The following is a 21036-nucleotide window of genomic DNA, read 5'->3' on the forward strand; positions in this document are numbered from 1 at the left end:
TTTGCACAGCCCATGCCACTCTCTCTTTTGTGACCATGGAATGCGGGCTGGAAGGGGGTTGTGGTCTAACTGGTCTGAACAGTTGGCCTGCATCGCGCCCCGCTTTGGCGCGCCTGCAAGCCACGCCGCCCCTTGCTTGGGCGTCACTTGCCGAATCTTCGCGATGACTATAAAAGAGGATTTTTCCACCCTGATTGCGTCTGAACTCTCATGCACTCAAACCCGATTGCAGTACCCGAAGCGGCCTTTCAAGCGATCCGTAAACTGATTGCCGAACAGGGCTACGGCCCCGGCGACAGCCTGCCTTCGCAGCGGGATCTGGCAATTCGGCTGGGAGTCAGTCGCGCGTCTTTGCGTGAAGCGTTGTCATCACTTAGCGCGTTGGGCGTGGTCAGTGTGCAGCCCGGAAAAGGGGTGTTCGTTCAGGCGATTTCTGAACCACAACAGAGCACGAGCGGTTTTTCCTGGCCTTTCGCTGCCCATGCGTCGCCTTCCGAGACCTTTCAATTGCGCTATGCGCTGGAAGGGTTCGCGGCAGGCTTGGCCGCTGTGACCTTGACGGCCGATGAGCGTGATGTACTGGAGGATAACGTCGAAGCCATGCGGCTTGAGCTGAAGGCGGGTGATTTCGACAGCGCCGCGAAGCTGGATTTCGATTTCCACCGGCGCATTCTGGTGGCCAGCGGCAATCAGGCGATTCTCGGCATCATCACCGCCAGCGCCGACATCTTTCTGGAAAGCCAGAAACTACCGTTCATCCGGGCGGGCAGGGCGATGGAGACCTGGCAGGAGCACCGCAAGATCCTCCGTGCTCTGGCGCGCAATGCTTCCGGTCCCGCGCAGAAGGCGATGCAGGAGCATATAAGAGGAGCGGCGTTGCGTACGGGGATCGTGTTCGTTGCGCCGTCTGGCTGAAAACGAGGAGCCGTTTGTCATTTAAGAGTCGGCACGCTCTCAGGGTTCTAAAATTAAGGTGCTGCCGGAAGGAGCATGGAGGCAGTCGACTGTTCGCATGAATGAAAAGGAGCTTTCTCATGAGCAAGTTAGACATCGTTACAGACGCTGATTTCGATCAGCAAGTTGATAGAGCTGAAATTCCTGTGTTGGTGTTCTTCACTGCCCCTTGGTGTGGCCCAGGCAAAATGTGCCTCCCTTTTCTTGAGGGGCTGAAGGATGATTACAATGGCAAGGCTCTAATTTTTCAAATGGACGCGGATGAAAACCCCGATACGGTCGCAAGATTCGCCATTCAATCTCTGCCGACGGCAAAGATATTCAAGAAAACCATCCGCACGCTGATCGGAGCCCAGCCTAAGGAAAACTTTAAGGCTGAACTTGATTCCGTTATCAATTAGTCCTAGCTGGCGCCAGGTTTAGATTGGCTGTCGGCGCCTTCCTGTCCTTCGGTTCGGCCAGGAACTCTCTGACCCTTGATTAGTCTTCCCTCCTGCTGTCATAGCAAGAGACAATCGCCTCAGCCTTCCTGTCACGCGTTGACACAGTTATGATGACCCACGTTTTTTTGCCTATGACCTCGGAGAATTCTCATGAGTAGCGACCTTATCAAACACGTCAGCGACGCGAGCTTCGAAGCCGATGTCCTGAAGGCTAGCGGCCCTGTGCTGGTGGATTACTGGGCTGAATGGTGTGGCCCTTGCAAAATGATTGCCCCGGTTCTGGATGATATCGCCGGTACCTACGAAGGCAAACTGACCATTGCCAAGCTGAACATCGACGAAAACCAGGAGACTCCGGCCAAGCACGGCGTGCGTGGCATTCCGACCCTGATGCTGTTCAAGGACGGCGAAGTCGCGGCGACCAAGGTCGGCGCACTGTCCAAGTCGCAGCTGCAAGCATTCCTCGACGCCAACATCTGATGGCGCTAAAGCCCCGCAAAACGCGGGGCTTTTTTCGGGCGTTGCACTAGACGCTCAGAAAATCAAGTGGTACATTCGGCCCCGCAACGGCTTCTCCGTTGCCCCCTGCATAGCCGTCGCCGACGTTCTCCTTTCGATTTGTACGCGATCCTGTCGCCTTCTCTGCGGCGCGGCCTCATTAAGCCAAAAGCTTAATTTCCCCTCATACATGATTACGTCATTCCTATATGAACCTGACTGAACTCAAGCAAAAGCCTATTACCGATCTGCTCGAAATGGCCGAACAGATGGGCATTGAAAATATGGCCCGTTCGCGCAAGCAGGATGTGATTTTCTCCCTGCTGAAGAAGCACGCCAAAAGCGGCGAGGAAATCTCGGGTGATGGCGTGCTGGAGATCCTCCAGGATGGCTTCGGCTTCCTCCGCTCTGCAGACGCTTCTTACCTCGCTGGCCCCGACGACATCTACGTCTCGCCAAGCCAGATCCGCCGTTTCAACCTTCGCACCGGTGACACCATTGTCGGCAAGATCCGCCCACCGAAGGAAGGCGAGCGTTACTTCGCACTGCTCAAGGTCGACACCATCAACTTCGACCGTCCTGAAAATGCGAAGAACAAGATTCTGTTCGAAAACCTGACACCGCTGTTCCCCAACGAGCGCCTGAAAATGGAAGCCGGTAACGGCTCCACTGAAGACCTCACCGGTCGTGTGATCGACCTGTGTGCCCCGATCGGCAAGGGCCAGCGTGGTTTGATCGTCGCGCCGCCAAAAGCGGGCAAGACCATCATGCTGCAGAACATCGCAGCCAACATTACCCGTAACAACCCTGAGTGCCATCTGATCGTTCTGCTGATCGATGAGCGCCCGGAAGAAGTGACCGAAATGCAGCGCACCGTGCGCGGCGAAGTGGTTGCCTCTACCTTCGATGAGCCACCAACCCGTCACGTGCAGGTCGCCGAAATGGTGATCGAAAAGGCCAAGCGCCTGGTCGAGCACAAGAAAGACGTGGTCATTCTGCTCGACTCCATCACCCGTCTGGCTCGTGCCTACAACACCGTCATCCCAAGCTCCGGCAAGGTACTGACCGGTGGTGTCGATGCTCACGCGCTGGAAAAGCCGAAGCGTTTCTTCGGTGCGGCCCGTAACATCGAAGAAGGCGGCTCGCTGACCATCATCGCCACCGCGCTGGTTGAAACCGGCTCGAAGATGGACGAAGTGATCTACGAAGAATTCAAAGGCACCGGCAACATGGAACTGCCTCTGGATCGCAAGATCGCTGAAAAGCGCGTCTTCCCAGCCATCAACATCAACCGTTCCGGTACTCGCCGCGAAGAGCTGCTGACGGCCGACGACGAACTGCAGCGCATGTGGATTCTGCGCAAGCTGCTGCACCCGATGGATGAAGTCGCTGCCATCGAGTTCCTGGTCGACAAGCTGAAAACGACCAAGACCAACGATGAGTTCTTCCTGTCGATGAAGCGTAAGTAAGACAGGCGCAAGTCATGCGTTGAGCGGCATACGCCGAACGGCGGTGGAAAAATGGTGCCCCTTTCGGCACCATTTTTTTCGGATTTCGAAAACAAGAAAGCGGGACAAGGAGCGTCATGCATACGTTTGGCAATCGTCGAGACATCGACGGGCTGCGCGCTTTGGCTGTCATTCCGGTGGTGCTGTACCACTTCGGATTTGGCCTCTTCAGTGGCGGCTTTGTGGGTGTCGATGTGTTTTTCGTCATCTCCGGCTTTCTGATTACCTCGATCATTTTTCGGGAAATCAGCGCGGGACGCTTCAGTTTTGTCGATTTCTGGGCGCGTCGCGCCCGCCGCATCATTCCAGCTCTGAGCGTCATGATGCTCGCTGCGCTGGCGGTCGGCTGGGTGCTGATGCCCGCCAATGACTACTCGCAGCTAGGCCGCGCAGTGCGGTATCAGGCGATGTTCGTCTCCAACATTCTGTTCATGCGCCAGGACGGGTATTTCAACCCTGCATCGGATTTCAAACCGCTGCTGCACACCTGGTCGCTGTCGGTCGAAGAGCAGTACTACATTCTCTTTCCGTTACTCATGGTGCTGTTGACCCGCTATCTCCGGCATTGGCGCTGGATATTGTTGGGCCTGCTGATTGTGTCGTTTGCGCTCAACATCGCGGTGATCAAGCGTCAGCCCGATGCGGCATTTTTCCTGTTGCCGATGCGTGCGTGGGAGTTGCTGTGCGGCGCGATGCTGGCGGTGTTTCCGGTGTCTGATCGCAAATTCTCGCCATGGCTGTATCAGGGCGTCAGTCTGGCCGGGCTGCTGGCCGTGCTGTACGCCATCTTTGGACTCGACAAATACACGCCGTTTCCCGGCTGGGCCGCATTACTGCCCGTGTTGGGCGCGACGGCGATGATTTGGGCCAACGGGCACGCCTCGACATGGGCGGGGCGCCTGTTGAGCGGGCGCGCGATGGTTGCTGTCGGTCTGATTTCCTACTCGTGGTATCTGTGGCACTGGCCGGTGTTCGTCTACGCCAACGCCGTTTCGGTCGATGGTATGCAGGCGTTGGAGGCGAGTGGATGGGTCATCCTGACGTTGGTGCTGGCATGGCTCAGTTGGCGTCTGATTGAATTGCCGTTCCGCGAAAAACGTCTGTTGGCAGGGCGCAAGCCGGTATTGTTCGCCGGTCTGACAGCACTTTTAGTGATCGGCTTCGCAGGGCAGGTTGTGCGCTCCGGCGATGGCATTCCTGATCGACTGTCAGGGCAGGCGCTGCAATATGCGCAGGCCCGAGACTGGCAGCGAGGACAAAAAGAATGCTTGCTGCAGCGCGACAGCGAAGACATGAGCAAGATCTGCCGTTTCGGTGGCGACGAACAGACGCCTCCGATGCAACTGGTCTGGGGCGACAGCCATGCCGCCGCGCTCAAGCCTGCCATTGAAGCTGATGCCGAGCGTTATGGCATCCCGGTGTGGTTAGCGAGCCTATCAGGCTGCCTGCCGATTCTGGGGCATGAAACGCGCCCGCAATGTCAGGATTTCAATCAGGCCACGCTGCAATCCATTCGCGAACACAAGATCCGAGACGTTGTGCTCGCGGCGCGCTGGAGCCTCTATCTCTACGGCGAAGAAGACGGAGACATGCAGCATGTGCTGTACCGCGATGACAGTCGCGCTATTGCGGAACAGGAGATCGCCAAAGACCTGAGCGCCATGGTGCGCAGCGTGCGAGAGACCGGCGCACGGGTTTGGATCTTCAAAGAGGTGCCGTTGCAGCGACAGGGGACGGTGGCGCGTTTGGCCAGTCTGGCGATGGTGGGCCGGTCTGCCGAGAAGCTGGGGCGGCCGATTGCCGAGCACCTGGCGCGTCAGCGGTTTTTCAATCAACTGTTTACTCAATTGAGCGCGCAGGACCCCAACGTTCGGGTTCTGGATCCGACGCCCTTGATGTGCCCGGATGGCGTCTGTCGCGCCGAATTCGATGGCTATTCGCAATACATGGACGAAAATCACCTCTCCGACAAGGGCGGTGAGCGCATGAAGCCTTTATTGGCGCCGATATTCTTGAGTGAAAACGCCGTTCGGGGCGGATGATTGCGTGTCAGGCTGCTGCCGTCGGCCGCGAGAGCAGGTAGGATGTGCGTCTATTTGTTAAGTGGCCGGGTTAATGAAATTCAACGACCTACGGGATTTCGTGCAGCAGCTTGAGCAGCGCGGAGAACTGAAACGCATCCAGGTACCCATTTCGCCTGTGCTGGAAATGACCGAAGTCTGCGACCGGACCCTCCGCAACAAGGGACCGGCCCTGCTGTTCGAGAAACCCACGGGCTTTGATATTCCGGTGCTCGGCAATCTGTTTGGTACGCCCGAGCGCGTGGCCATGGGCATGGGCGCGGAATCTACCGAAGAGCTGCGGGAAATCGGCAAGCTGCTGGCCTTCCTCAAAGAGCCCGAGCCACCGAAGGGGCTGAAAGACGCCTGGTCGAAGCTGCCCATCTTCAAAAAGGTCATCTCGATGGCGCCGAAAGTCGTCAAGGACGCGCCGTGCCAAGAAGTGGTCATCGAAGGCGATGACGTCGATCTGGGCATGCTCCCGGTGCAGACCTGCTGGCCCGGCGATGTCGGACCGTTGATCACGTGGGGGTTGACGGTCACCAAAGGCCCGAACAAAGAACGCCAGAATCTGGGCATCTATCGCCAGCAAGTGATTGGTCGCAACAAGGTCATCATGCGCTGGCTCAGCCATCGTGGCGGCGCGCTGGATTTCAAGGAATGGTGCGACAAGCATCCCGGACAGCCTTTCCCTGTCTCGGTTGCGCTGGGTGCTGACCCTGCAACCATCCTCGGTGCGGTTACACCCGTCCCGGACAGTCTTTCCGAGTATGCGTTTGCCGGTCTGCTGCGGGGCAATCGCACAGAACTGATCAAATGCCGGGGCAACGACCTGCAAGTGCCATCAAGTGCGGAAATCGTGCTCGAAGGTGTGATTCATCCGGGCGAAATGGCCGATGAAGGCCCTTACGGCGACCACACCGGCTATTACAACGAGGTCGATCGCTTCCCGGTGTTCACCGTCGAACGTATCACCCATCGCATCAAGCCGATTTACCACAGCACCTACACCGGACGCCCGCCGGATGAGCCTGCGATTCTGGGTGTGGCGCTGAACGAAGTGTTCGTGCCGATCCTGCAAAAGCAGTTCCCGGAGATCACCGATTTCTACCTGCCGCCGGAAGGCTGCTCGTACCGCATGGCCGTCGTGACCATGAAGAAGCAGTATCCAGGCCACGCCAAGCGCGTGATGTTGGGTGTCTGGTCGTTTTTGCGACAGTTCATGTACACCAAGTTCGTTATCGTCACCGACGACGACATCAACGCGCGCGACTGGAATGACGTCATCTGGGCAATCACCACGCGCATGGACCCCAAGCGCGACACGGTGATGATCGACAACACGCCGATCGACTACCTGGATTTCGCGTCGCCAGTGTCCGGGTTGGGTTCAAAAATGGGCCTTGATGCCACGCACAAATGGCCGGGCGAGACGACGCGTGAGTGGGGGCGTGCCATCGTCAAGGACGACGCCGTTACTCGCCGTATCGATGAAATCTGGAATCAGCTGGGAATAGATTGATGCGCGTAACCTTGCAGCCGTCGGGCGCAGTACTTGAGACATTGCCCGGCGAGCCTATCCTCGATGCCGCCCAGCGACTGGGCTACGAATGCCCGCAGAGCTGTCGCAACGGCAATTGCCATATCTGCTCCGCGCTGCTGGTCGAAGGCCATGTCGAACAGGCCGGTGAGCTGCGGGGGCACGGCGAAATCTACACCTGCATCGCGGTGCCGCAGCAAGATTGTGTGGTGGTGTGGGACAGCGTGCTGCCGCTGGGCGAGTTGCCAGTGCGCAAGTTTGGCTGTCAGGTTGCCGAATGCGTCGAAGTGGGCGGTGATGTCTGGCGTGTCACGTTGCGCGCCCCGGCAGGCAAGCCGCCGCGCTATCACGCCGGGCAGTACCTGATGATCGCGCGGGACGACGGTGAAAAATCAGCGTTCTCCATGGCCTCGTCACCAGAAAGCGGCCGGGATCTGGAAATCCATGTTCTGGCGCGAGAAGCCAGCGCGCAAAACCTGATCAAGCAGCTTCAGCGCGACGGTACGGCCCGCGTTGAACTGCCGTTCGGTGACACTCATCTGGGTGAGCTGCCTGACGGCCCGCTGGTGTTGATCGCTGCAGGCACCGGCATGGGGCAGATGCACAGCCTGATCGAGCACTGCCGCTCCAAGGGGTTCTCCTATCCCGTGCATGTTTACTGGGGCGTGCGTCGTCCGGAAGATTTCTACGAACTCAAGCATTGGGATGAGTGGAAAACCCTGCCTAACCTGCACCTGCACAAAATCGTCAGCGATCTTTGCGGATGGGAAGGGCGCTGTGGTCTGCTGCATGAGGCGGTCTGTGAGGACTTTGCGGACCTGAAGTCGATTCAGGTCTACGCCAGCGGGTCGCCCAATATGGTCTATTCGACCCTCGACGCATTGGTGGTGGCGGGCATGGACGCTCGGCAGATGCGTGCGGATGTGTTCGCCTACGCCCCTCGTTCCTGAGTGCGCAATTAGAACCTGAGTCCGACGTTGACCATCGCGGCGGAATTGCCCAGCAGCTCAAGCTCGGCGGTCACAGGCTTGACGCTGACGCCCACGCCGGGAATCAGCGCAGGCGCGATGCCGAAGCGATTGAGTGGGATTTTGTCGCGATATTCGCCTTTATAGCCATACAGCAATCCGCCTGTGAGCTTGGCATAAAACGGATGAAGGCTGCTGTTAAAGCGCTTTCCGCCGTAGGCATAAATGGATCGCTGATCGAACGAATTGCGAAAAAACGCCGCGCCATACAGCCACCCCGACGCCTCATTGCGCTCCAGACCAATGAGATTTTGATGATTGTTGTGCTCTGGGGACGGCGAGAAATGGCGCGTGTACACGCTCGTTTGTAACTGCCAGAAACCCTCGTCCTTCGATGCCTCGACAGGCTGCTCGGCCGATGCCGTGCCGCCCAATAAAATCAGGGTCAATGCCATTTTGAATCTGTTCACGTGGTGTCTCTTCGCTCATTAGCGCGCACGAGGCGCGAACGAGCGGACTTATACGTAAGCAGGCTCTTGGCTCGTAAGCTGAACATTCCGACGTTGCTGTAGGAATCGTCTGATTTTTGCTCGCCGACAAATGGTCAATGCCCCACAAGCCCCGTCCAGCCGGGCGGTGCGTCGCATGGAGTGCGAATTGCATCGAGAATTGGGCATTGTCTGCTTTTCTGGCGTGACGGATTGCGTCAGGGTTGAGTCTGATAGGGCAAATGGTCGTGATGTGGAACGCCTGCCGTGCGCGACCTGTTTCACGTGTATTCAGCGCAAGGCCGATCTTTTCAAGATCGGAAGGACGCCAGATGGGGAATCAAATCAATAGCTTGGTGGCTGCCGTTCATGACGGATTGGGGCTTTCCTATCCCCCGGTCATCGACTTGGGGCCGAAGCTGACCCATGAGCAACTGCTCGCTTCCATGCACGCCACTCTGTCGCGTCATGAGGGTGGTCCGGTGTGGTTGTTCGCGTATGGGTCACTGATCTGGCGCCCCGAATGCTCCGCAGTGGAGCGTCAGCGCGGTCGAGTGCATGGCTACCATCGCGGCCTTTATCTCTGGTCTCACGAGCATCGCGGCACGCCCGAGCAACCGGGTCTGGTGTTTGGTCTGGATCGTGGCGGCTCCTGTAGCGGATTCGCTTACCGCCTGCCTGAAGAAAACATCGAAGAATCGCTGTTGGCGTTGTGGCAGCGGGAAATGCCATATCCCTCATACCGTCCGCACTGGCTCAGTTGCCGACTGGAAGATGGCACCAAGGTGCAGGCGTTGGGGTTCGTACTTGAAAGGCATCTGCCCAGTTACGCCGGTAACTTGCCAGACAGCGTGCTGACCCAAGTCCTGGCCAGCGCCAGTGGGCGCTATGGCACTACGTGGGAGTACGTCGAGCAGACCATCCACGCGCTGCGCAATCACGCGATGCCTGATGTCAGTCTGGAGAAGCGCTTCAAGCGCTGCAGGCCGGTGTTGTTGGCGGTTTGATCCTACGGGCTTGCGGTGATCTCTGTAGCAGCATGGCTTGCTGGCGTCGGCGATGTTGAGTACGCCACCGCCGACAAGCCGGACTGCTACAGAAAGACCTCCGGCTTTAAGCCATCGCCTCCCGCGACTGACTCGCCACCCGCGTATGTCGCAGCGTCGGCGCCAGGAACACCATCGACAGCACACAAGCACTGACCAGAATCACGAACCCGCCATCCCAGCCAAAGTGGTCCACGGTGTAGCCCATCAGCGCACTGGCCGCGACCGAGCCGCCCAAGTAGCCGAATAGCCCCGTAAAGCCCGCCGCCGTGCCCGCTGCCTTCTTCGGCGCCAACTCTAGCGCCTGCAAACCAACCAGCATCACTGGCCCGTAAATCAGGAAGCCGATGGAGATCAGCGCGATCATGTCGATGGTCGGATTGCCCGGAGGGTTGAGCCAGTACACCAGCGTTGCCACGGTCACCAGCAGCATGAACACGATGCCGGTCAGGCCGCGGTTACCACGGAAAATCTTGTCCGACATCCAGCCACACAGCAGCGTGCCTGGAATTCCGGCCCACTCATAGAAGAAGTACGCCCACGATGTTTTATCGACATCGAAGTGCTTGGCTTCTTTGAGGTACGTGGGTGCCCAGTCCAGCACGCCGTAGCGCAGCAAATAGACGAACACGTTGGCCAGCGCGATGTACCAGAGCATTTTGTTGCGCAGCACGTATTTGACGAAGATTTCCTTGGCGCTGAATTCTTCTTCGTGGCTCGCGTCGTAGCCTTCCGGGTAGTCGTTCTTGTACTCCTCAACCGGTGGCAGGCCGACCGACTGCGGGGTGTCGCGCATCGTGGCGAAAGCGAACAGCGCCACGAACAGCGCAACGGCTGCAGGCACATAGAACGCCGCGTGCCAGTCGTTGGTCCAGCCCAGACCGAGTAGGAACAGCGGACCAATCAGACCGCCACCGACGTTGTGCGCCACGTTCCACACCGACACCACGCCGCCGCGCTCCTTCTGCGACCACCAGTGCACCATCGTCCGCCCGCTTGGCGGCCAACCCATGCCCTGCGCCCAGCCGTTGATGAACAGCAGAATAAACATGATCGTCACGCTCGACGTCGCCCAAGGCGCAAAGCCGAACACGAACATCACCAGCGCTGAAATAAGCAAGCCAAACGGCAGGAAGTAGCGCGGGTTGGAGCGATCCGACACCAGCCCCATCAGGAATTTAGACAGGCCATATGCGATGGCAATCGCCGAAATCGCCACCCCCAGTTCACCCCGGGTGTAGCCCTGATCGATCAGGTACGGCATGGCCAAAGAAAAGTTCTTGCGCAGCAGGTAGTAACCCGCATAACCGAAGAAGATGCCCGCAAAAATCTGCCAGCGCAGGCGGCGATACGTAGGGTCGACACGCTCGGCAGGCATGCGGGCCTGATGCGCGGCAGGTCGGAAAAAGGCAAACATCGACACACTCCAGATTGTTCGTATTGTTATGCGAAATCGAATATTACATTTTCATTACAGAAAATAGGAAGGCTTCTCAACGACGAAAATTCCGGAATGAGGCGGTTTTTCGTGTTGGATTACGAACATGGCGTGAATGTGTATCCGAGGGTTACTGCTTTCAGAAGCATCCTACTTGAGAACCGGAATCGATCACCTTACTGGCATTGAGCCCACGGCCTACCATCGCTGCCATCGATAGATCAGCTTTTAGGGGGTGGGTGTGGAAATCATCGCGTTTATTTGGTCACTGCTCTTTCAGTCCGAAGCACAGCCAGAAGAGTGGTTAGTGCCCATTTCCTCTCCCTCTCCGGTGTACCCCGGACACCTCTCGCGTGCGGAGTACGTAGGTAAGGTCCGCGTTTATCTTGAACTCGGTGACACTGGCGACGTTCTCGGCGTTCGTACCGTGGAGAGTTCACATCCCGACTTTGCTCGCGCGGTCACGCAGGCTACTAAGCAATGGCGATTCAAGCCTTGGATGGTTTCTGATACGCACCCGCCGACAACCGAGGTGATGCTTCTGGTGCTTTTCGGCGGACAGGAGATCGAAGCGTTTTCACCTGACGTCACGGTCGGTCTGGAAAGCGTCCTCTGCACTTATCTGAATAAGGAAGTGTCCCTCAGTCGGCTGGACTATCCCTTGGCACCGCTCAGAGATGTCGACCTGTTCGCCTACACCCTCGAATCTCTGAATGGCGCCTATGTGAAGGCGAAGGTGCCTGACCTGGCATCCCGAAAAGACTTGCTTCAGCAAATGATCAGGGCGACTCCAGAAGTTGCCGAGCAATGCCGCGCTCATCCCGAGCGACGGTACATCGATTTCCTGCCCAAGGATGTGCGAACAGCGATCAGTTGGGCCTGAAGTAACTCACTGTCTGAGACATGATTAAAAATGAACGGAGTCAGGACGTGGCAACGACGAAATCGTATCTTTTAAGCCTGCTGTTTCTGGTGGTCGGCGCACTGGAGGCAGCGCCCGAAAAAGAGCTGGAATTTGACGTACAAACAGCTCCTCGTTTCCCTCGTTCGCTTTATGAGGAAGGTGTGTCAGGCGTGGTGATCATGGAGTTCAGCGTACGCAATGATGGCTCAGTCACTGACGTGAAAGTTGTCGACAGCTCGCACGTCAAATTTGCCCAGTCGGCAGTGCGAGCAGTGGCCCAGTGGCGCGCCCAACCTTGGCAGGTAAAGCCTGGTTTACCGGGCGTCCGGACCTTCAGGGAAGAACTCTATTTTAGTCATTCCAAAGAAGGGAGTAACCCGCATCGCTGGGTGCGCCAGAGCGTCCGCAGGGCGTCTTGTACCAAATTCAATAAAGCGATGGCCGACTTCCAAGCCCATTCGCCCGAGCGAGCGTGGGTCGACATGCACTATTTCGCTTACACCTTCAAAGTGCTGGCGAGATCGGCGACTCGGCTAAAGATGACCGACGAGCAAAGAGAAGAGACGGGGGATGCGTTGGTTGCCGCTGTCCCGCAGATTGTCGCGATGTGCAAGGCGCAGCCGGAGATGCGTTATCGGGATACGGTGCCGGAAGAGATTCGGGGGATGCTTTGAACGGGTGGTCAGTAGGGCCCGAATGATAAGAGTTCAGTGAAGTATTGACCTGATATCGGGCAATACAGAAGTGTAAGTGCAAGTCGAGAGCCAGTATCTGGTCGCGAAACTGAATTCTAACGAAATTTTATTTTTCGAAGCGGGAGATAGCTATGAGGTGTCAAGTTTCAGAGGTGAGCCAGAGGCTGAACTGCGCTCAGTTTCAAGAAGTAATAATGGCAGTAGTGAAGGTGTTATCTATTTCGGTCGCGATGCTGATATCTGCGAGAGTAGACGCAAACTTCAAAATTGAACCGATAGGCGCGCCTGTCGTGAAATTTCAAGGTGATGCACCAAGCGACACGCGCAGAGTTCAGGTGGAGTACACCGTACATTACGACGGGCACATTACCGACGTTGAAGTCATGACTCCTACCGATGCGGCCTTCGAAGAGGCCGCCAAGGCGGCGGTTTCCGAATGGAGGTTCAAACCTTGGCCTCGGGATGGTAATCCTGAAGCAGTCAGGCTTTCCGTTATATTGAATCGAGGAGAGGCCGGCGGATTGAGAGCTGCATTCAGAAGAAATGTTCTGAATTTAAAGTGTGACGATCTCAATAAAAGGATCGATGAAGCTAAAGTTAAAGACCCCGGTTTTAACTCGCGTAAATTAGATATTTATACGGAGTCTTCCGTTGTTTTGGATCTGCTACCTCGTCCTGGTAATAATATTTCTTATCAGGAAGCAGAAAGCTGGAGGATGTATTTTAGCGGAGTTTTCCCGAGCGTTTTGAGGGGGTGTCGGGCTAACCCTTCGTCGCTTTACATAGACCAGTTGCCGGAACTTATGCGGCGTCGACTCCCACAGGCTGTAACTCAGTAGTAACAGCCCGCTCTACTTTAAACAGGCCCGTTGTACTACGGGCTTGCGCGCTTATCGCCTCACCTTCACCACCACCTTCCCAACCGCCTTCCTTTGCCCCAACGAATCAATCGCTTCCCCCGCTTTCTCCAGCGGATAAACCTTCGACACCAACGGCTTCAACTTCCCTTCCCCAAACCACGCAAACAACTGCTGAAAATTCGCCGCGTTGTCCTGTGGCTGCCTCTGAGCAAACGAACCCCAGAACACGCCGACCACTGACGCGCCTTTCAACAGGGCGATGTTCACCGGTAGTTCGGGAATCCGCCCGCTGGCGAAGCCGACGACGAGGAGGCGGCCGTTCCAGGCGAGGGCGCGGGCGGCCTGGTCGAAGAGGTCGCCGCCGACGGGGTCATAGATGACGTCCACGCCGTTGCCGTTGGTGAGGCGCTTGAGTTCGTCTTTCAGGCTGGTTTCGCTGTAGTTGATAAGCTCGTCGGCGCCTGCGTTTTTAGCGACTTCGAGTTTGTCGGCGCTGCTGGCGGCGGCGATGACGCGGGCGCCCATGGCTTTGCCGATTTCGACCGCCGCCAGGCCCACGCCGCCGGAGGCGCCGAGGACGAGGAGGGTTTCGCCGGGTTGCAGGTTGGCGCGCTGTTTGAGGGCGTGCATGGAGGTGCCGTAGGTCATGCTGAATGCGGCGGCAGTGATGAAGTCCATTGCCTCGGGGATGGGTAGGACGTTGTAGCCTGCGACGGCAATCTGTTCGGCGAAACTGCCCCAGCCGGTAAGGGCCATGACGCGGTCGCCGACTTTCAGGTGGCTGACTTTCTCGCCCACGGCTGCGATAACGCCCGAGGCTTCGCCGCCCGGCGAGAACGGGAAAGGTGGTTTGAACTGGTATTTGCCTTCGATGATCAGGGTGTCGGGGAAGTTGACCCCGGCGGCGTGCACGTTGAGCAGAATTTCGTTTTTCTTTGGCTCAGGCGTTGGAATATCTTCCAGCACCAGGGTTTCGGCGGGGCCAAAGGCTTTGCAGAGCACGGCTTTCATCGAGGGCTATTCCTTTTCCGGTGATGGCCGATAAGTGTAGGTAGAGGGGATTTGGGGTCAATGAGCATGCCCCGGCCTGATAGGCGTGCATAAGCTGAAGTAAGCTATGGCGCGAACCGGATTGAGGAGCGGACTGTGAAAGCGTGGATTTTGATGTTGTTGGCGTTGTCGATGCCTGTCGTGGCCATGGCCGAAGAGGGCGGTGGTGAGAAGGAAGACCCGAACAAGGTGTCCTACGTGGCTCTGACCCCGCCGTTCGTAGGCAATTACGCGCTGGACGGTGGACCGAAACTGCACGTCTACAAGGCTGACGTGGCCCTGCGTGTCACTGGTGCTGAAGCGCAGAAGCTGGTCAAGGCCAATGAGCCGCTGATTCGCAACCAATTGGTCGCGCTGTTCACTCAGCAAACCGTCGACAGCATGAGCAACGTGGACGCCAAAGAGAAACTGCGTCAGGAGGCGTTGAAGCAGACGCAGCAGGTGTTGAGCCAGGAGACCGGCAAGCCTGTGGTGGATGATTTGCTGTTCAACAACTTTATTGCGCAGTGATGTCTTTCTTTTTGTAGGAGATAACCTGCCGCCCCGGCGGCGCGCTTTCGTACAGCAAACACCGGACCCTGTGGGAGCCGGCTTGCTGGCGAAGGCGGTGGTTCTGTGACGAATGCGCTGGCTGATAGTTTGCATTCGCCAGCAGGCCGGCTCCCACAGTGTTTAGCGGTGGCGATTAAATCAGCGCAGTGCCAGTACCGCTGCCCACTGTTCGGGCGTTACCGGCATGACGGAAAGCCGACTGCCTTTTTGTACGAGAGGCAGTTGCTCCAGTGCTGTCTGCTGTTTGAGGTAGCCCAGGCTCAGCACTTTGGGGAAGGTTTCGACGAAGCCGACGTCAATGGCGCTCCAGGGATTCTTTTCTGCGCTGGCCTTCATATCGAAGTAATGGCTGCTCTTGTCCAGCGCTGTAGGATCCGGGTACGCGGCTTCGGTGATTTTGCCGATGCCCGCAATGCCTGGCTCCGGGCAGCTTGAGTGATAGAAAAAAAACTCGTCGCCCACCGCCATCGCACGCAGAAAGTTGCGCGCCTGGTAATTGCGCACGCCGTCCCATCGGGTTTGGCCGAGCTTTTGCAGGCCTGTGATCGACAGTTCGTCGGGCTCGGATTTCATCAGCCAATAGGCCATTTTCTGGGGCTCCTGGAGGCGGTCTGGACAGGTTGTCCGACGCTTTTATGACAAACCGACAGTCGGTTGACGCCAGTATTTGCGTGTTGGTTCACGTTCACGCAGAATGCCGCAATTTTAAGCGCTACACCGTTACGGGCCTATTGAAACACGCCACGGACGACAGGTTTTTGATGTGCCAAAGGGGGGCAATCAATGCAACGCAAGCCGGATTTACTATGGATTTTGGTCATTTTGTTCGGCTTGGGTATTGTCACCACCGGTTACGCGCAAAGTCTGTGGGCTTCCAAAACCGATGCACCGGTTGAGATCACTCAGCAGCAGCAACAGCAGCCGTTTCGTCGTTGATGTTGCATCATCTGCCGTAAACACTTCCTTGCCGACTTGATTGCCCTCGTGGGAGCCGGCATTGCTGGCGAATGCGGCTTGTCAGTTCATGCATGTGTCAATGATCCACTGCTTTCGCCAGCAAGCCGGCTCCCACAGGTTCGGCGTCGAACGTAATGTTTGGATTCTGCGCGGTTATTGTGGGAGCCGCCTCTGGTGGCGAATGAGGTTGGACAGCCAACATAGAATCTCCCACAAGCACCGCATCCAGCACGCAAGCGTGCGGAGTCGCTGTTAACGAAACGCTCTGCTACGCCAAGTACCAACGCTTGTCCGACACCGTTCCCTGCAACGGCACATCCCAACTGGCCACCGCCAGCTTTTCGACCTTCTGACATTCATGAGCCAGCCCTAGCAAAACCGGCTTCTGCCAGGCTTTGCGACGTGCGCGATACGCCAGGCTACGGTCATAGAAACCGCCGCCCATGCCCAGTCGACCGCCCTGATCGTCGAAACCCACCAGCGGCATCAAAATCAGATCCAGTGCCCAGATCTTGCGTTGCTGACGTGGGTTGATGTGTGGCTCAGGGATACGAAAACGATTGGGTCTGAGCCGATCACCCGGCTTGATGCGCTGAAATACCATCTTGGTGCGCGGCCAGGGACTCAGCACGGGGAGGTACGTCTTCTTGCCTCGACGCTGCGCTTCGCGCAGCAACAGTCGCGGGTCGATTTCGCCGTCCATCGGGAGGTAGAGTGAAACATGCCGTGCGCGCCGAAAAAGCGGGTTTTGCGCCAGTTGCCGGTACAAACCCTGCGCCGCTTGTCGTTGTTCGGCGCGGCTGAGTGATCGGCGGGCCTTGCGCAACAGGCGACGTAATTGCGGGCGGGAAAGGGTCGAGGGATCGTTCAGGGAAGCAGCGCCAGAAGAGGTCATGCGGCGGGTCCGTGATTTTTGAACGTGGCTTTGGAGAAGAGCGTGAAGCCAGAACGACTCACGATCCCCACCGCCAGACCGGCGGCCTGGCGATGGGTTGAAGATTCGAGACTCCCCGACGAACCGCTGTCGGTGTAGCCCTTGAACCCGAAAGTTCAAGGTGGAGATTGCAGGAGGCTTTAAGGCTTTCCGTCGAGCGGACATGCACACCAACCCCAACGTGCAACCCCCGTGGTTGTGCGTATCGGCTCAGGGACATGACCGACTGGCAAGCACTCCAGGGAGCGGGCGCCAGTATACCGAATGATGTTTGAACAATCAGCCTTGTGCTTTATCCGAATCCGTGGCAAGGGCCAGATCCACGCGTTCGAGCAGGTCACGCACTTGTTCGCGGGTCGCGCCGCCGGTTTGCGATTCAGGGCGCTCCTGTTTGTGCAGCAGATCGTGAGTGATGTTCAAGGCTGCCATCACTGCGATGCGGTCGGCACCGATGACTTTGCCGCTGCTACGGATTTCACGCATCTTGCTGTCCAGATAGCGTGCAGCGCTGACCAGGTTGGTGCGCTCTTCCTGAGGGCAGATGATCGAATACTCTTTGTCGAGGATTTGCACAGTGATGCTGTTGCCGTTACTCATGAGTCTTGCTCCAGGGCCTTGAGGCGCGAAATCATCGACTCGACCTTCTGCCGGGCGATTTCGTTCTTTTCAATGAGGTGAGCGCGTTCCTCGCGCCAGGTTTTTTCCTGAGCTAATAGGAGTCCGTTTTGGCTCTTTAGTTGCTCGACACGGTTGATCAATAACTCCAGTCGGGCCATCAGCGCTTGCAGGTCGTTGTCTTCCATCGTTTTCCACTGATTATTTTCTGATGAGTGGTGCAGGAGCTGGCGTCAGGAGTTGCCTTCAATGTCGCCTGGATAGCTTGCGCGCGTCTGCCGGTGCTACGATACAAGGCCTTCATTCTAGACATTGCGCCGCTTGGCGCCTAGTTGCCCATGCCTAATCAGAATTCCCCGTACAACGCCTTCGCCACCTTGCTCAGTGGCGCAGGCCATCCCGTTTCCCCCGCCGAATTGCACGGTCTGTTGCTGGGCCGCAGTTGCGCGGGCGCAGGCTTCGATCCCGAGGGTTGGTTCGACGATGCCCGGGACCTGTTGCAAACCGAGCCTGAAGAGCGTGTTCGTCAGGCATTGATCGGTCTGCAGGAAATGGTCAAAGCCGAACTGACGGGTGACGACATGGCGGTCGTTTTGCTGCTGCCCGGTGATGACGAGCCTCTGGCGGCACGTGCTGCCGCGATGGGGCAGTGGTGTCAGGGTTTCCTTCACGGGTTTGCGCGCATCGGCGGTCAGTCCATGAGCGAAGACGCCCAGGACGTGCTGCAAGACCTCGCGGCCATCGCCCAGATTCAGGACACCCTGGAAGAGTCCGAAGACGGCGAGAGCGATTTCATGGAAGTCATGGAATACCTGCGCGTCGCGCCGCTGCTGCTGTTCACCGAGTTCAACAAGAAGGTCGACCCTGAGCCGAAGCCTTCGCTGCACTGATTGCTCATCGCTGCCGTCCGGTCATTGCGCGCGATGACCGGAGCGCCCCTCCGGAGGACCCTGATTGCCCATGATCCGTATCCCGAAAGCCGAATACGCCCGTCGCCGCAAAGCCTTGATAGAGCAGATGGAGCCCAACAGCATTGCCATTTTGCCCGCCGCGGCGGTGGCGATTCGCAATCGTGATGTTGAACATGTGTACCGCCAGGACAGCGACTTTCAGTACCTGAGCGGTTTTCCCGAGCCCGAGGCGGTCATCGTGCTGATCCCCGGTCGGGAATATGGCGAGTACGTACTCTTTTGCCGCGAGCGCAATGCCGAGCGCGAATTGTGGGATGGTCTGCGTGCCGGGCAAGAGGGCGCGATTCGGGATTTTGGTGCTGACGATGCATTCCCGATCACCGACATCGACGACATCCTGCCTGGCCTGATCGAAGGCCGCGACCGGGTGTATTCCTCGATGGGCAACAACCCCGAATTCGACCGCCATGTGATGGAGTGGATCAACGTCATTCGCTCCAAGGCGCATCTGGGCGCGCAGCCGCCAAAGGAGTTCGTTGCGCTGGATCATCTTCTGCACGACATGCGCCTGTATAAATCGGCGGCAGAAGTGAAGGTGATGCGCGAAGCGGCGCAAATTTCGGCGCGTGCGCACATTCGGGCGATGCAGGCCAGTCGCGCTGGACTGCACGAATTCAGCCTGGAGGCCGAGCTGGATTACGAATTCCGCAAAGGCGGGGCGAAGATGCCTGCTTATGGCTCCATCGTTGCGTCCGGCCGCAATGCCTGCATCCTGCATTATCAGGAAAACGATGCGGTGCTGAAGGATGGCGATCTTGTGCTGATCGACGCTGGGTGTGAAATCGACTGCTACGCCAGTGACATCACACGCACCTTCCCGGTCAGCGGCACGTTCTCGGCGGAGCAAAAAGCGATCTATGAACTGGTGCTCAAATCTCAGGAAGCTGCGTTTGCCGCGATCAAGCCGGGCAATCACTGGAATCAGGCCCACGAAGCGACCGTGCAGGTGATCACTGCCGGGCTGGTCGAGTTGGGGCTGCTGCAAGGCAACGTCGAAGAGCTGATTGCCAGCGAGGCGTATAAAACCTTTTACATGCACCGCGCTGGGCATTGGTTGGGCATGGACGTGCATGACGTCGGCGAGTACCGGGTGGGTGGCGAGTGGCGCGTGCTGGAAGTGGGCATGGCGCTGACCGTCGAGCCCGGCATCTACGTGGCACCGGATAATCAAAATGTTGCGAAGAAATGGCGCGGAATTGGTGTGCGAATCGAGGACGATGTCGTGGTGACCAAAAAGGGCTGTGAAATCCTGACCGGCGACGTGCCCAAAACCGTCGCCGAGATCGAGGCTTTAATGGCCGCCGCACGAAGCGAGGCCGCATGAGCCGTTTCAGTCTGGCCATCGTCGGTGGCGGGCTGGTGGGTGCGAGCCTCGCATTGGCGTTGCAGGCCGGTGCGAAGGCGCGGGGCTGGAAGATCGTGATGATCGAACCCTTCGCCCCCGGAGACACCTACCAGCCCAGTTATGACGCGCGTTCGTCAGCGCTGTCGTTCGGTGCGCGGCAGATCTATGAGCGCTTGGGCCTTTGGCAGCAAATCAGTCGCCGCGCCGAGCCGATTCTGCACATTCAGGTGTCCGACAAGGGCCGCTTTGGCGCAACGCGCTTATCGGCAATACAAGAGGGCGTTCCCGCGCTGGGTTACGTGGTGGAAAACGCCTGGCTCGGCCAGTGTCTCTGGCAGGGACTGGACAAAGACGTCATCAGTTGGCGCGTGCCAGCCGAAGTCAAACAGATGCAGGCGCTGCCTGACGGCTATCGCCTGACCTTGAATGACGAAAGCGAGCTGGACTGCGACCTTGCCGTACTCGCCGATGGCGGACGCTCCAGCCTGCGTGAACAACTGGGCATCGGTGTGCGCACCACGCCCTACGACCAGCATGCGCTGATCGCCAACATCACGCCGGGCGAGGCCCATTGTGGTCAGGCCTTCGAGCGCTTCACCGATGAAGGGCCGATGGCGCTACTGCCGCTGCCGGAAAACCGCTGTGCGTTGGTCTGGACCCGCACGGGCGATGATGTAAAACGCTTGCTGGCGCTGGACGACCGCAGCTTTCTCAACGAATTGCAGGGCATTTTCGGCTATCGGCTGGGCGCGTTGAAGCAGGTTGGCGTGCGCCATACCTACCCGCTTTCGCTGATTGAGGCCGAAGAACAAGTACGTTCGAATCTGGTGGTGCTGGGCAATGCTGCGCACAGCCTGCACCCGATTGCAGGGCAGGGTTTCAACTTGTCGCTGCGCGATGCGGCTTCCTTGGCCGAAGCCTTGCTGGCCAGCGATTCGGCCCCCGGAGATCTGGCGACTTTGCAGGGTTATCGCGACCGTCAGTATCTGGATCAAAAGCTCACTGTGGGCTTCTCCGATCAGGTCACGCGCCTGTTTGGCAGTCGTCAGCCGGTGATCACAGCGGGCCGCAACATCGGCTTGCTGGGTCTGGACCTATTGCCATCGGCCAAGAGCTGGTTTGCCCGTCAGGCCATGGGGCTGGGGACGCGGGCCGATGTTTAACCCCTCTATTCATTCGTGGCCACTGCCACAGGCGAGAACGATTTAAA

General features: G+C 57.9%; 23 protein-coding genes and 1 other RNA gene. 16 read left to right on the plus strand and 8 right to left on the minus strand.

Translation table 11 applies throughout. The annotated features are described in order from the left end of the window. The first annotated feature begins 210 nt into the window (after positions 1-210). From ACI5GA_RS17230 to ACI5GA_RS17260, 7 genes are all read left to right on the plus strand, one after another. The gene (locus ACI5GA_RS17230; RefSeq protein WP_404635341.1) at positions 211-915 is read left to right on the plus strand and encodes a FadR/GntR family transcriptional regulator; all 705 of its coding nucleotides are present in this window, start codon (positions 211-213) and stop codon (positions 913-915) included. A 119-nt stretch (positions 916-1034) separates the two neighbouring features. After that, the gene (locus tag ACI5GA_RS17235; RefSeq protein ID WP_404635339.1) at positions 1035-1355 is read left to right on the plus strand and encodes a thioredoxin family protein; all 321 of its coding nucleotides are present in this window, start codon (positions 1035-1037) and stop codon (positions 1353-1355) included. A 192-nt stretch (positions 1356-1547) separates the two neighbouring features. Further along, the gene (gene trxA, locus ACI5GA_RS17240) at positions 1548-1877 is read left to right on the plus strand and encodes a thioredoxin TrxA (protein ID WP_081564805.1); all 330 of its coding nucleotides are present in this window, start codon (positions 1548-1550) and stop codon (positions 1875-1877) included. Between the two features lie 227 nt (positions 1878-2104). Further along, on the plus strand, positions 2105-3364 hold the full coding sequence (gene rho, locus ACI5GA_RS17245; RefSeq protein WP_108236129.1) for a transcription termination factor Rho: 1260 nt from the start codon (positions 2105-2107) through the stop codon (positions 3362-3364). A gap of 116 nt (positions 3365-3480) precedes the next feature. Next, positions 3481-5445, plus strand: a complete 1965-nt coding sequence (locus ACI5GA_RS17250) for an acyltransferase family protein (protein WP_421423519.1) — start codon at positions 3481-3483, stop codon at positions 5443-5445. Between the two features lie 73 nt (positions 5446-5518). Beyond that, positions 5519-6985 (plus strand): 4-hydroxy-3-polyprenylbenzoate decarboxylase, encoded by a 1467-nt coding sequence (gene ubiD / locus ACI5GA_RS17255; RefSeq protein ID WP_404635335.1) that lies wholly within the window; start codon positions 5519-5521, stop codon positions 6983-6985. Next, on the plus strand, positions 6985-7953 hold the full coding sequence (locus ACI5GA_RS17260) for a CDP-6-deoxy-delta-3,4-glucoseen reductase (protein ID WP_421423520.1): 969 nt from the start codon (positions 6985-6987) through the stop codon (positions 7951-7953). Before ubiD ends, ACI5GA_RS17260 begins: the two co-directional genes overlap by 1 nt. A gap of 8 nt (positions 7954-7961) precedes the next feature. Here ACI5GA_RS17260 and ACI5GA_RS17265 read toward each other — a convergent pair whose 3' ends face one another. After that, positions 7962-8441 (minus strand): sn-glycerol-3-phosphate transporter, encoded by a 480-nt coding sequence (locus ACI5GA_RS17265; RefSeq protein WP_404635331.1) that lies wholly within the window; start codon positions 8439-8441, stop codon positions 7962-7964. A gap of 350 nt (positions 8442-8791) precedes the next feature. Between ACI5GA_RS17265 and ACI5GA_RS17270 the strand changes: the two genes are divergently transcribed. Continuing rightward, entirely contained in the window at positions 8792-9466 is a 675-nt protein-coding gene (locus tag ACI5GA_RS17270; RefSeq protein ID WP_404635329.1) for a gamma-glutamylcyclotransferase, read from the plus strand. A gap of 106 nt (positions 9467-9572) precedes the next feature. Here the strand turns inward: ACI5GA_RS17270 and glpT are convergent, their stop codons facing one another. Beyond that, a complete protein-coding gene (glpT, locus tag ACI5GA_RS17275; protein WP_404635327.1) occupies positions 9573-10922 on the minus strand; it encodes a glycerol-3-phosphate transporter in 1350 nt (449 codons plus the stop codon). Between the two features lie 262 nt (positions 10923-11184). Here glpT and ACI5GA_RS17280 point away from each other — a divergent pair, with 262 nt between their 5' ends. The 3 genes from ACI5GA_RS17280 to ACI5GA_RS17290 all read left to right on the plus strand — a co-directional run bounded on the left by ACI5GA_RS17280 (position 11185) and on the right by ACI5GA_RS17290 (position 13381). After that, a complete protein-coding gene (locus ACI5GA_RS17280) occupies positions 11185-11826 on the plus strand; it encodes a TonB family protein (RefSeq protein WP_421423521.1) in 642 nt (213 codons plus the stop codon). Positions 11827-11873: 47 nt separating this feature from the next. After that, the gene (locus tag ACI5GA_RS17285) at positions 11874-12521 is read left to right on the plus strand and encodes an energy transducer TonB (protein WP_404635323.1); all 648 of its coding nucleotides are present in this window, start codon (positions 11874-11876) and stop codon (positions 12519-12521) included. A 215-nt stretch (positions 12522-12736) separates the two neighbouring features. Further along, complete coding sequence (locus ACI5GA_RS17290) at positions 12737-13381, plus strand: TonB family protein (RefSeq protein WP_404635321.1); 645 nt, start codon at positions 12737-12739, stop codon at positions 13379-13381. A gap of 51 nt (positions 13382-13432) precedes the next feature. Here the strand turns inward: ACI5GA_RS17290 and ACI5GA_RS17295 are convergent, their stop codons facing one another. After that, the gene (locus tag ACI5GA_RS17295; protein WP_421423522.1) at positions 13433-14413 is read right to left on the minus strand and encodes an NADPH:quinone oxidoreductase family protein; all 981 of its coding nucleotides are present in this window, start codon (positions 14411-14413) and stop codon (positions 13433-13435) included. A 135-nt stretch (positions 14414-14548) separates the two neighbouring features. On the opposite strand from ACI5GA_RS17295, the gene ACI5GA_RS17300 reads away from it, so the two are divergent. Next, the gene (locus ACI5GA_RS17300; RefSeq protein WP_404635317.1) at positions 14549-14962 is read left to right on the plus strand and encodes a flagellar basal body-associated protein FliL; all 414 of its coding nucleotides are present in this window, start codon (positions 14549-14551) and stop codon (positions 14960-14962) included. A gap of 180 nt (positions 14963-15142) precedes the next feature. On the opposite strand, the gene ACI5GA_RS17305 is transcribed toward ACI5GA_RS17300, so the two are convergent. After that, entirely contained in the window at positions 15143-15592 is a 450-nt protein-coding gene (locus tag ACI5GA_RS17305; RefSeq protein ID WP_421423523.1) for an EVE domain-containing protein, read from the minus strand. 195 nt (positions 15593-15787) lie between these two features. Here ACI5GA_RS17305 and ACI5GA_RS17310 point away from each other — a divergent pair, with 195 nt between their 5' ends. Then, the gene (locus ACI5GA_RS17310) at positions 15788-15940 is read left to right on the plus strand and encodes a hypothetical protein (RefSeq protein ID WP_404635313.1); all 153 of its coding nucleotides are present in this window, start codon (positions 15788-15790) and stop codon (positions 15938-15940) included. Positions 15941-16229: 289 nt separating this feature from the next. Here the strand turns inward: ACI5GA_RS17310 and ACI5GA_RS17315 are convergent, their stop codons facing one another. The 4 genes from ACI5GA_RS17315 to ACI5GA_RS17330 all read right to left on the minus strand — a co-directional run bounded on the left by ACI5GA_RS17315 (position 16230) and on the right by ACI5GA_RS17330 (position 17698). Next, on the minus strand, positions 16230-16856 hold the full coding sequence (locus tag ACI5GA_RS17315; RefSeq protein ID WP_421423524.1) for a 5-formyltetrahydrofolate cyclo-ligase: 627 nt from the start codon (positions 16854-16856) through the stop codon (positions 16230-16232). A gap of 108 nt (positions 16857-16964) precedes the next feature. Further along, positions 16965-17143, minus strand: a non-coding RNA gene (gene ssrS / locus ACI5GA_RS17320) — 6S RNA. Positions 17144-17174: 31 nt separating this feature from the next. After that, a complete protein-coding gene (locus ACI5GA_RS17325) occupies positions 17175-17492 on the minus strand; it encodes a cell division protein ZapA (protein ID WP_404635309.1) in 318 nt (105 codons plus the stop codon). Beyond that, positions 17489-17698: a TIGR02449 family protein gene (locus tag ACI5GA_RS17330; RefSeq protein ID WP_062379587.1), complete on the minus strand. Its 210-nt coding sequence runs from the start codon at positions 17696-17698 to the stop codon at positions 17489-17491. The genes ACI5GA_RS17325 and ACI5GA_RS17330 overlap by 4 nt, the downstream gene beginning before the upstream one ends. Before the next feature lie 150 nt (positions 17699-17848). Here ACI5GA_RS17330 and ACI5GA_RS17335 point away from each other — a divergent pair, with 150 nt between their 5' ends. From ACI5GA_RS17335 to ubiH, 3 genes are all read left to right on the plus strand, one after another. Beyond that, positions 17849-18400 (plus strand): YecA family protein, encoded by a 552-nt coding sequence (locus ACI5GA_RS17335; RefSeq protein WP_404635307.1) that lies wholly within the window; start codon positions 17849-17851, stop codon positions 18398-18400. Between the two features lie 70 nt (positions 18401-18470). Beyond that, on the plus strand, positions 18471-19805 hold the full coding sequence (pepP, locus tag ACI5GA_RS17340; RefSeq protein WP_421423525.1) for a Xaa-Pro aminopeptidase: 1335 nt from the start codon (positions 18471-18473) through the stop codon (positions 19803-19805). Then, positions 19802-20989 carry a 2-octaprenyl-6-methoxyphenyl hydroxylase gene (gene ubiH / locus ACI5GA_RS17345; RefSeq protein WP_421423526.1) on the plus strand — a complete coding sequence of 396 codons (1188 nt, stop codon included), beginning with the start codon at positions 19802-19804 and terminating at the stop codon, positions 20987-20989. Before pepP ends, ubiH begins: the two co-directional genes overlap by 4 nt. Positions 20990-21036 lie beyond the last annotated feature (47 nt).

The sequence above is a fragment of the Pseudomonas sp. Pseu.R1 genome (genome assembly GCF_045764065.1).
Lineage (GTDB): Bacteria > Pseudomonadota > Gammaproteobacteria > Pseudomonadales > Pseudomonadaceae > Aquipseudomonas.

Bases quoted from the DNA above. Each gene is read 5' to 3' on its own strand.
- ACI5GA_RS17230 (WP_404635341.1), top strand. From the start codon at position 211: ATGCACTCAAACCCGATTGCAGTACCCGAAGCGGCCTTTCAAGCGATC.
- ACI5GA_RS17235 (WP_404635339.1), top strand. From the start codon at position 1,035: ATGAGCAAGTTAGACATCGTTACAGACGCTGATTTCGATCAGCAAGTT.
- trxA (WP_081564805.1), top strand. From the start codon at position 1,548: ATGAGTAGCGACCTTATCAAACACGTCAGCGACGCGAGCTTCGAAGCC.
- rho (WP_108236129.1), top strand. From the start codon at position 2,105: ATGAACCTGACTGAACTCAAGCAAAAGCCTATTACCGATCTGCTCGAA.
- ACI5GA_RS17250 (WP_421423519.1), top strand. From the start codon at position 3,481: ATGCATACGTTTGGCAATCGTCGAGACATCGACGGGCTGCGCGCTTTG.
- ubiD (WP_404635335.1), top strand. From the start codon at position 5,519: ATGAAATTCAACGACCTACGGGATTTCGTGCAGCAGCTTGAGCAGCGC.
- ACI5GA_RS17260 (WP_421423520.1), top strand. From the start codon at position 6,985: ATGCGCGTAACCTTGCAGCCGTCGGGCGCAGTACTTGAGACATTGCCC.
- ACI5GA_RS17270 (WP_404635329.1), top strand. From the start codon at position 8,792: ATGGGGAATCAAATCAATAGCTTGGTGGCTGCCGTTCATGACGGATTG.
- glpT (WP_404635327.1), bottom strand. From the start codon at position 10,922: ATGTTTGCCTTTTTCCGACCTGCCGCGCATCAGGCCCGCATGCCTGCC.
- ACI5GA_RS17290 (WP_404635321.1), top strand. From the start codon at position 12,737: ATGGCAGTAGTGAAGGTGTTATCTATTTCGGTCGCGATGCTGATATCT.
- ACI5GA_RS17295 (WP_421423522.1), bottom strand. From the start codon at position 14,413: ATGAAAGCCGTGCTCTGCAAAGCCTTTGGCCCCGCCGAAACCCTGGTG.
- ACI5GA_RS17305 (WP_421423523.1), bottom strand. From the start codon at position 15,592: ATGGCCTATTGGCTGATGAAATCCGAGCCCGACGAACTGTCGATCACA.
- ACI5GA_RS17310 (WP_404635313.1), top strand. From the start codon at position 15,788: ATGCAACGCAAGCCGGATTTACTATGGATTTTGGTCATTTTGTTCGGC.
- ACI5GA_RS17315 (WP_421423524.1), bottom strand. From the start codon at position 16,856: ATGACCTCTTCTGGCGCTGCTTCCCTGAACGATCCCTCGACCCTTTCC.
- ACI5GA_RS17325 (WP_404635309.1), bottom strand. From the start codon at position 17,492: ATGAGTAACGGCAACAGCATCACTGTGCAAATCCTCGACAAAGAGTAT.
- ACI5GA_RS17330 (WP_062379587.1), bottom strand. From the start codon at position 17,698: ATGGAAGACAACGACCTGCAAGCGCTGATGGCCCGACTGGAGTTATTG.
- ACI5GA_RS17335 (WP_404635307.1), top strand. From the start codon at position 17,849: ATGCCTAATCAGAATTCCCCGTACAACGCCTTCGCCACCTTGCTCAGT.
- pepP (WP_421423525.1), top strand. From the start codon at position 18,471: ATGATCCGTATCCCGAAAGCCGAATACGCCCGTCGCCGCAAAGCCTTG.
- ubiH (WP_421423526.1), top strand. From the start codon at position 19,802: ATGAGCCGTTTCAGTCTGGCCATCGTCGGTGGCGGGCTGGTGGGTGCG.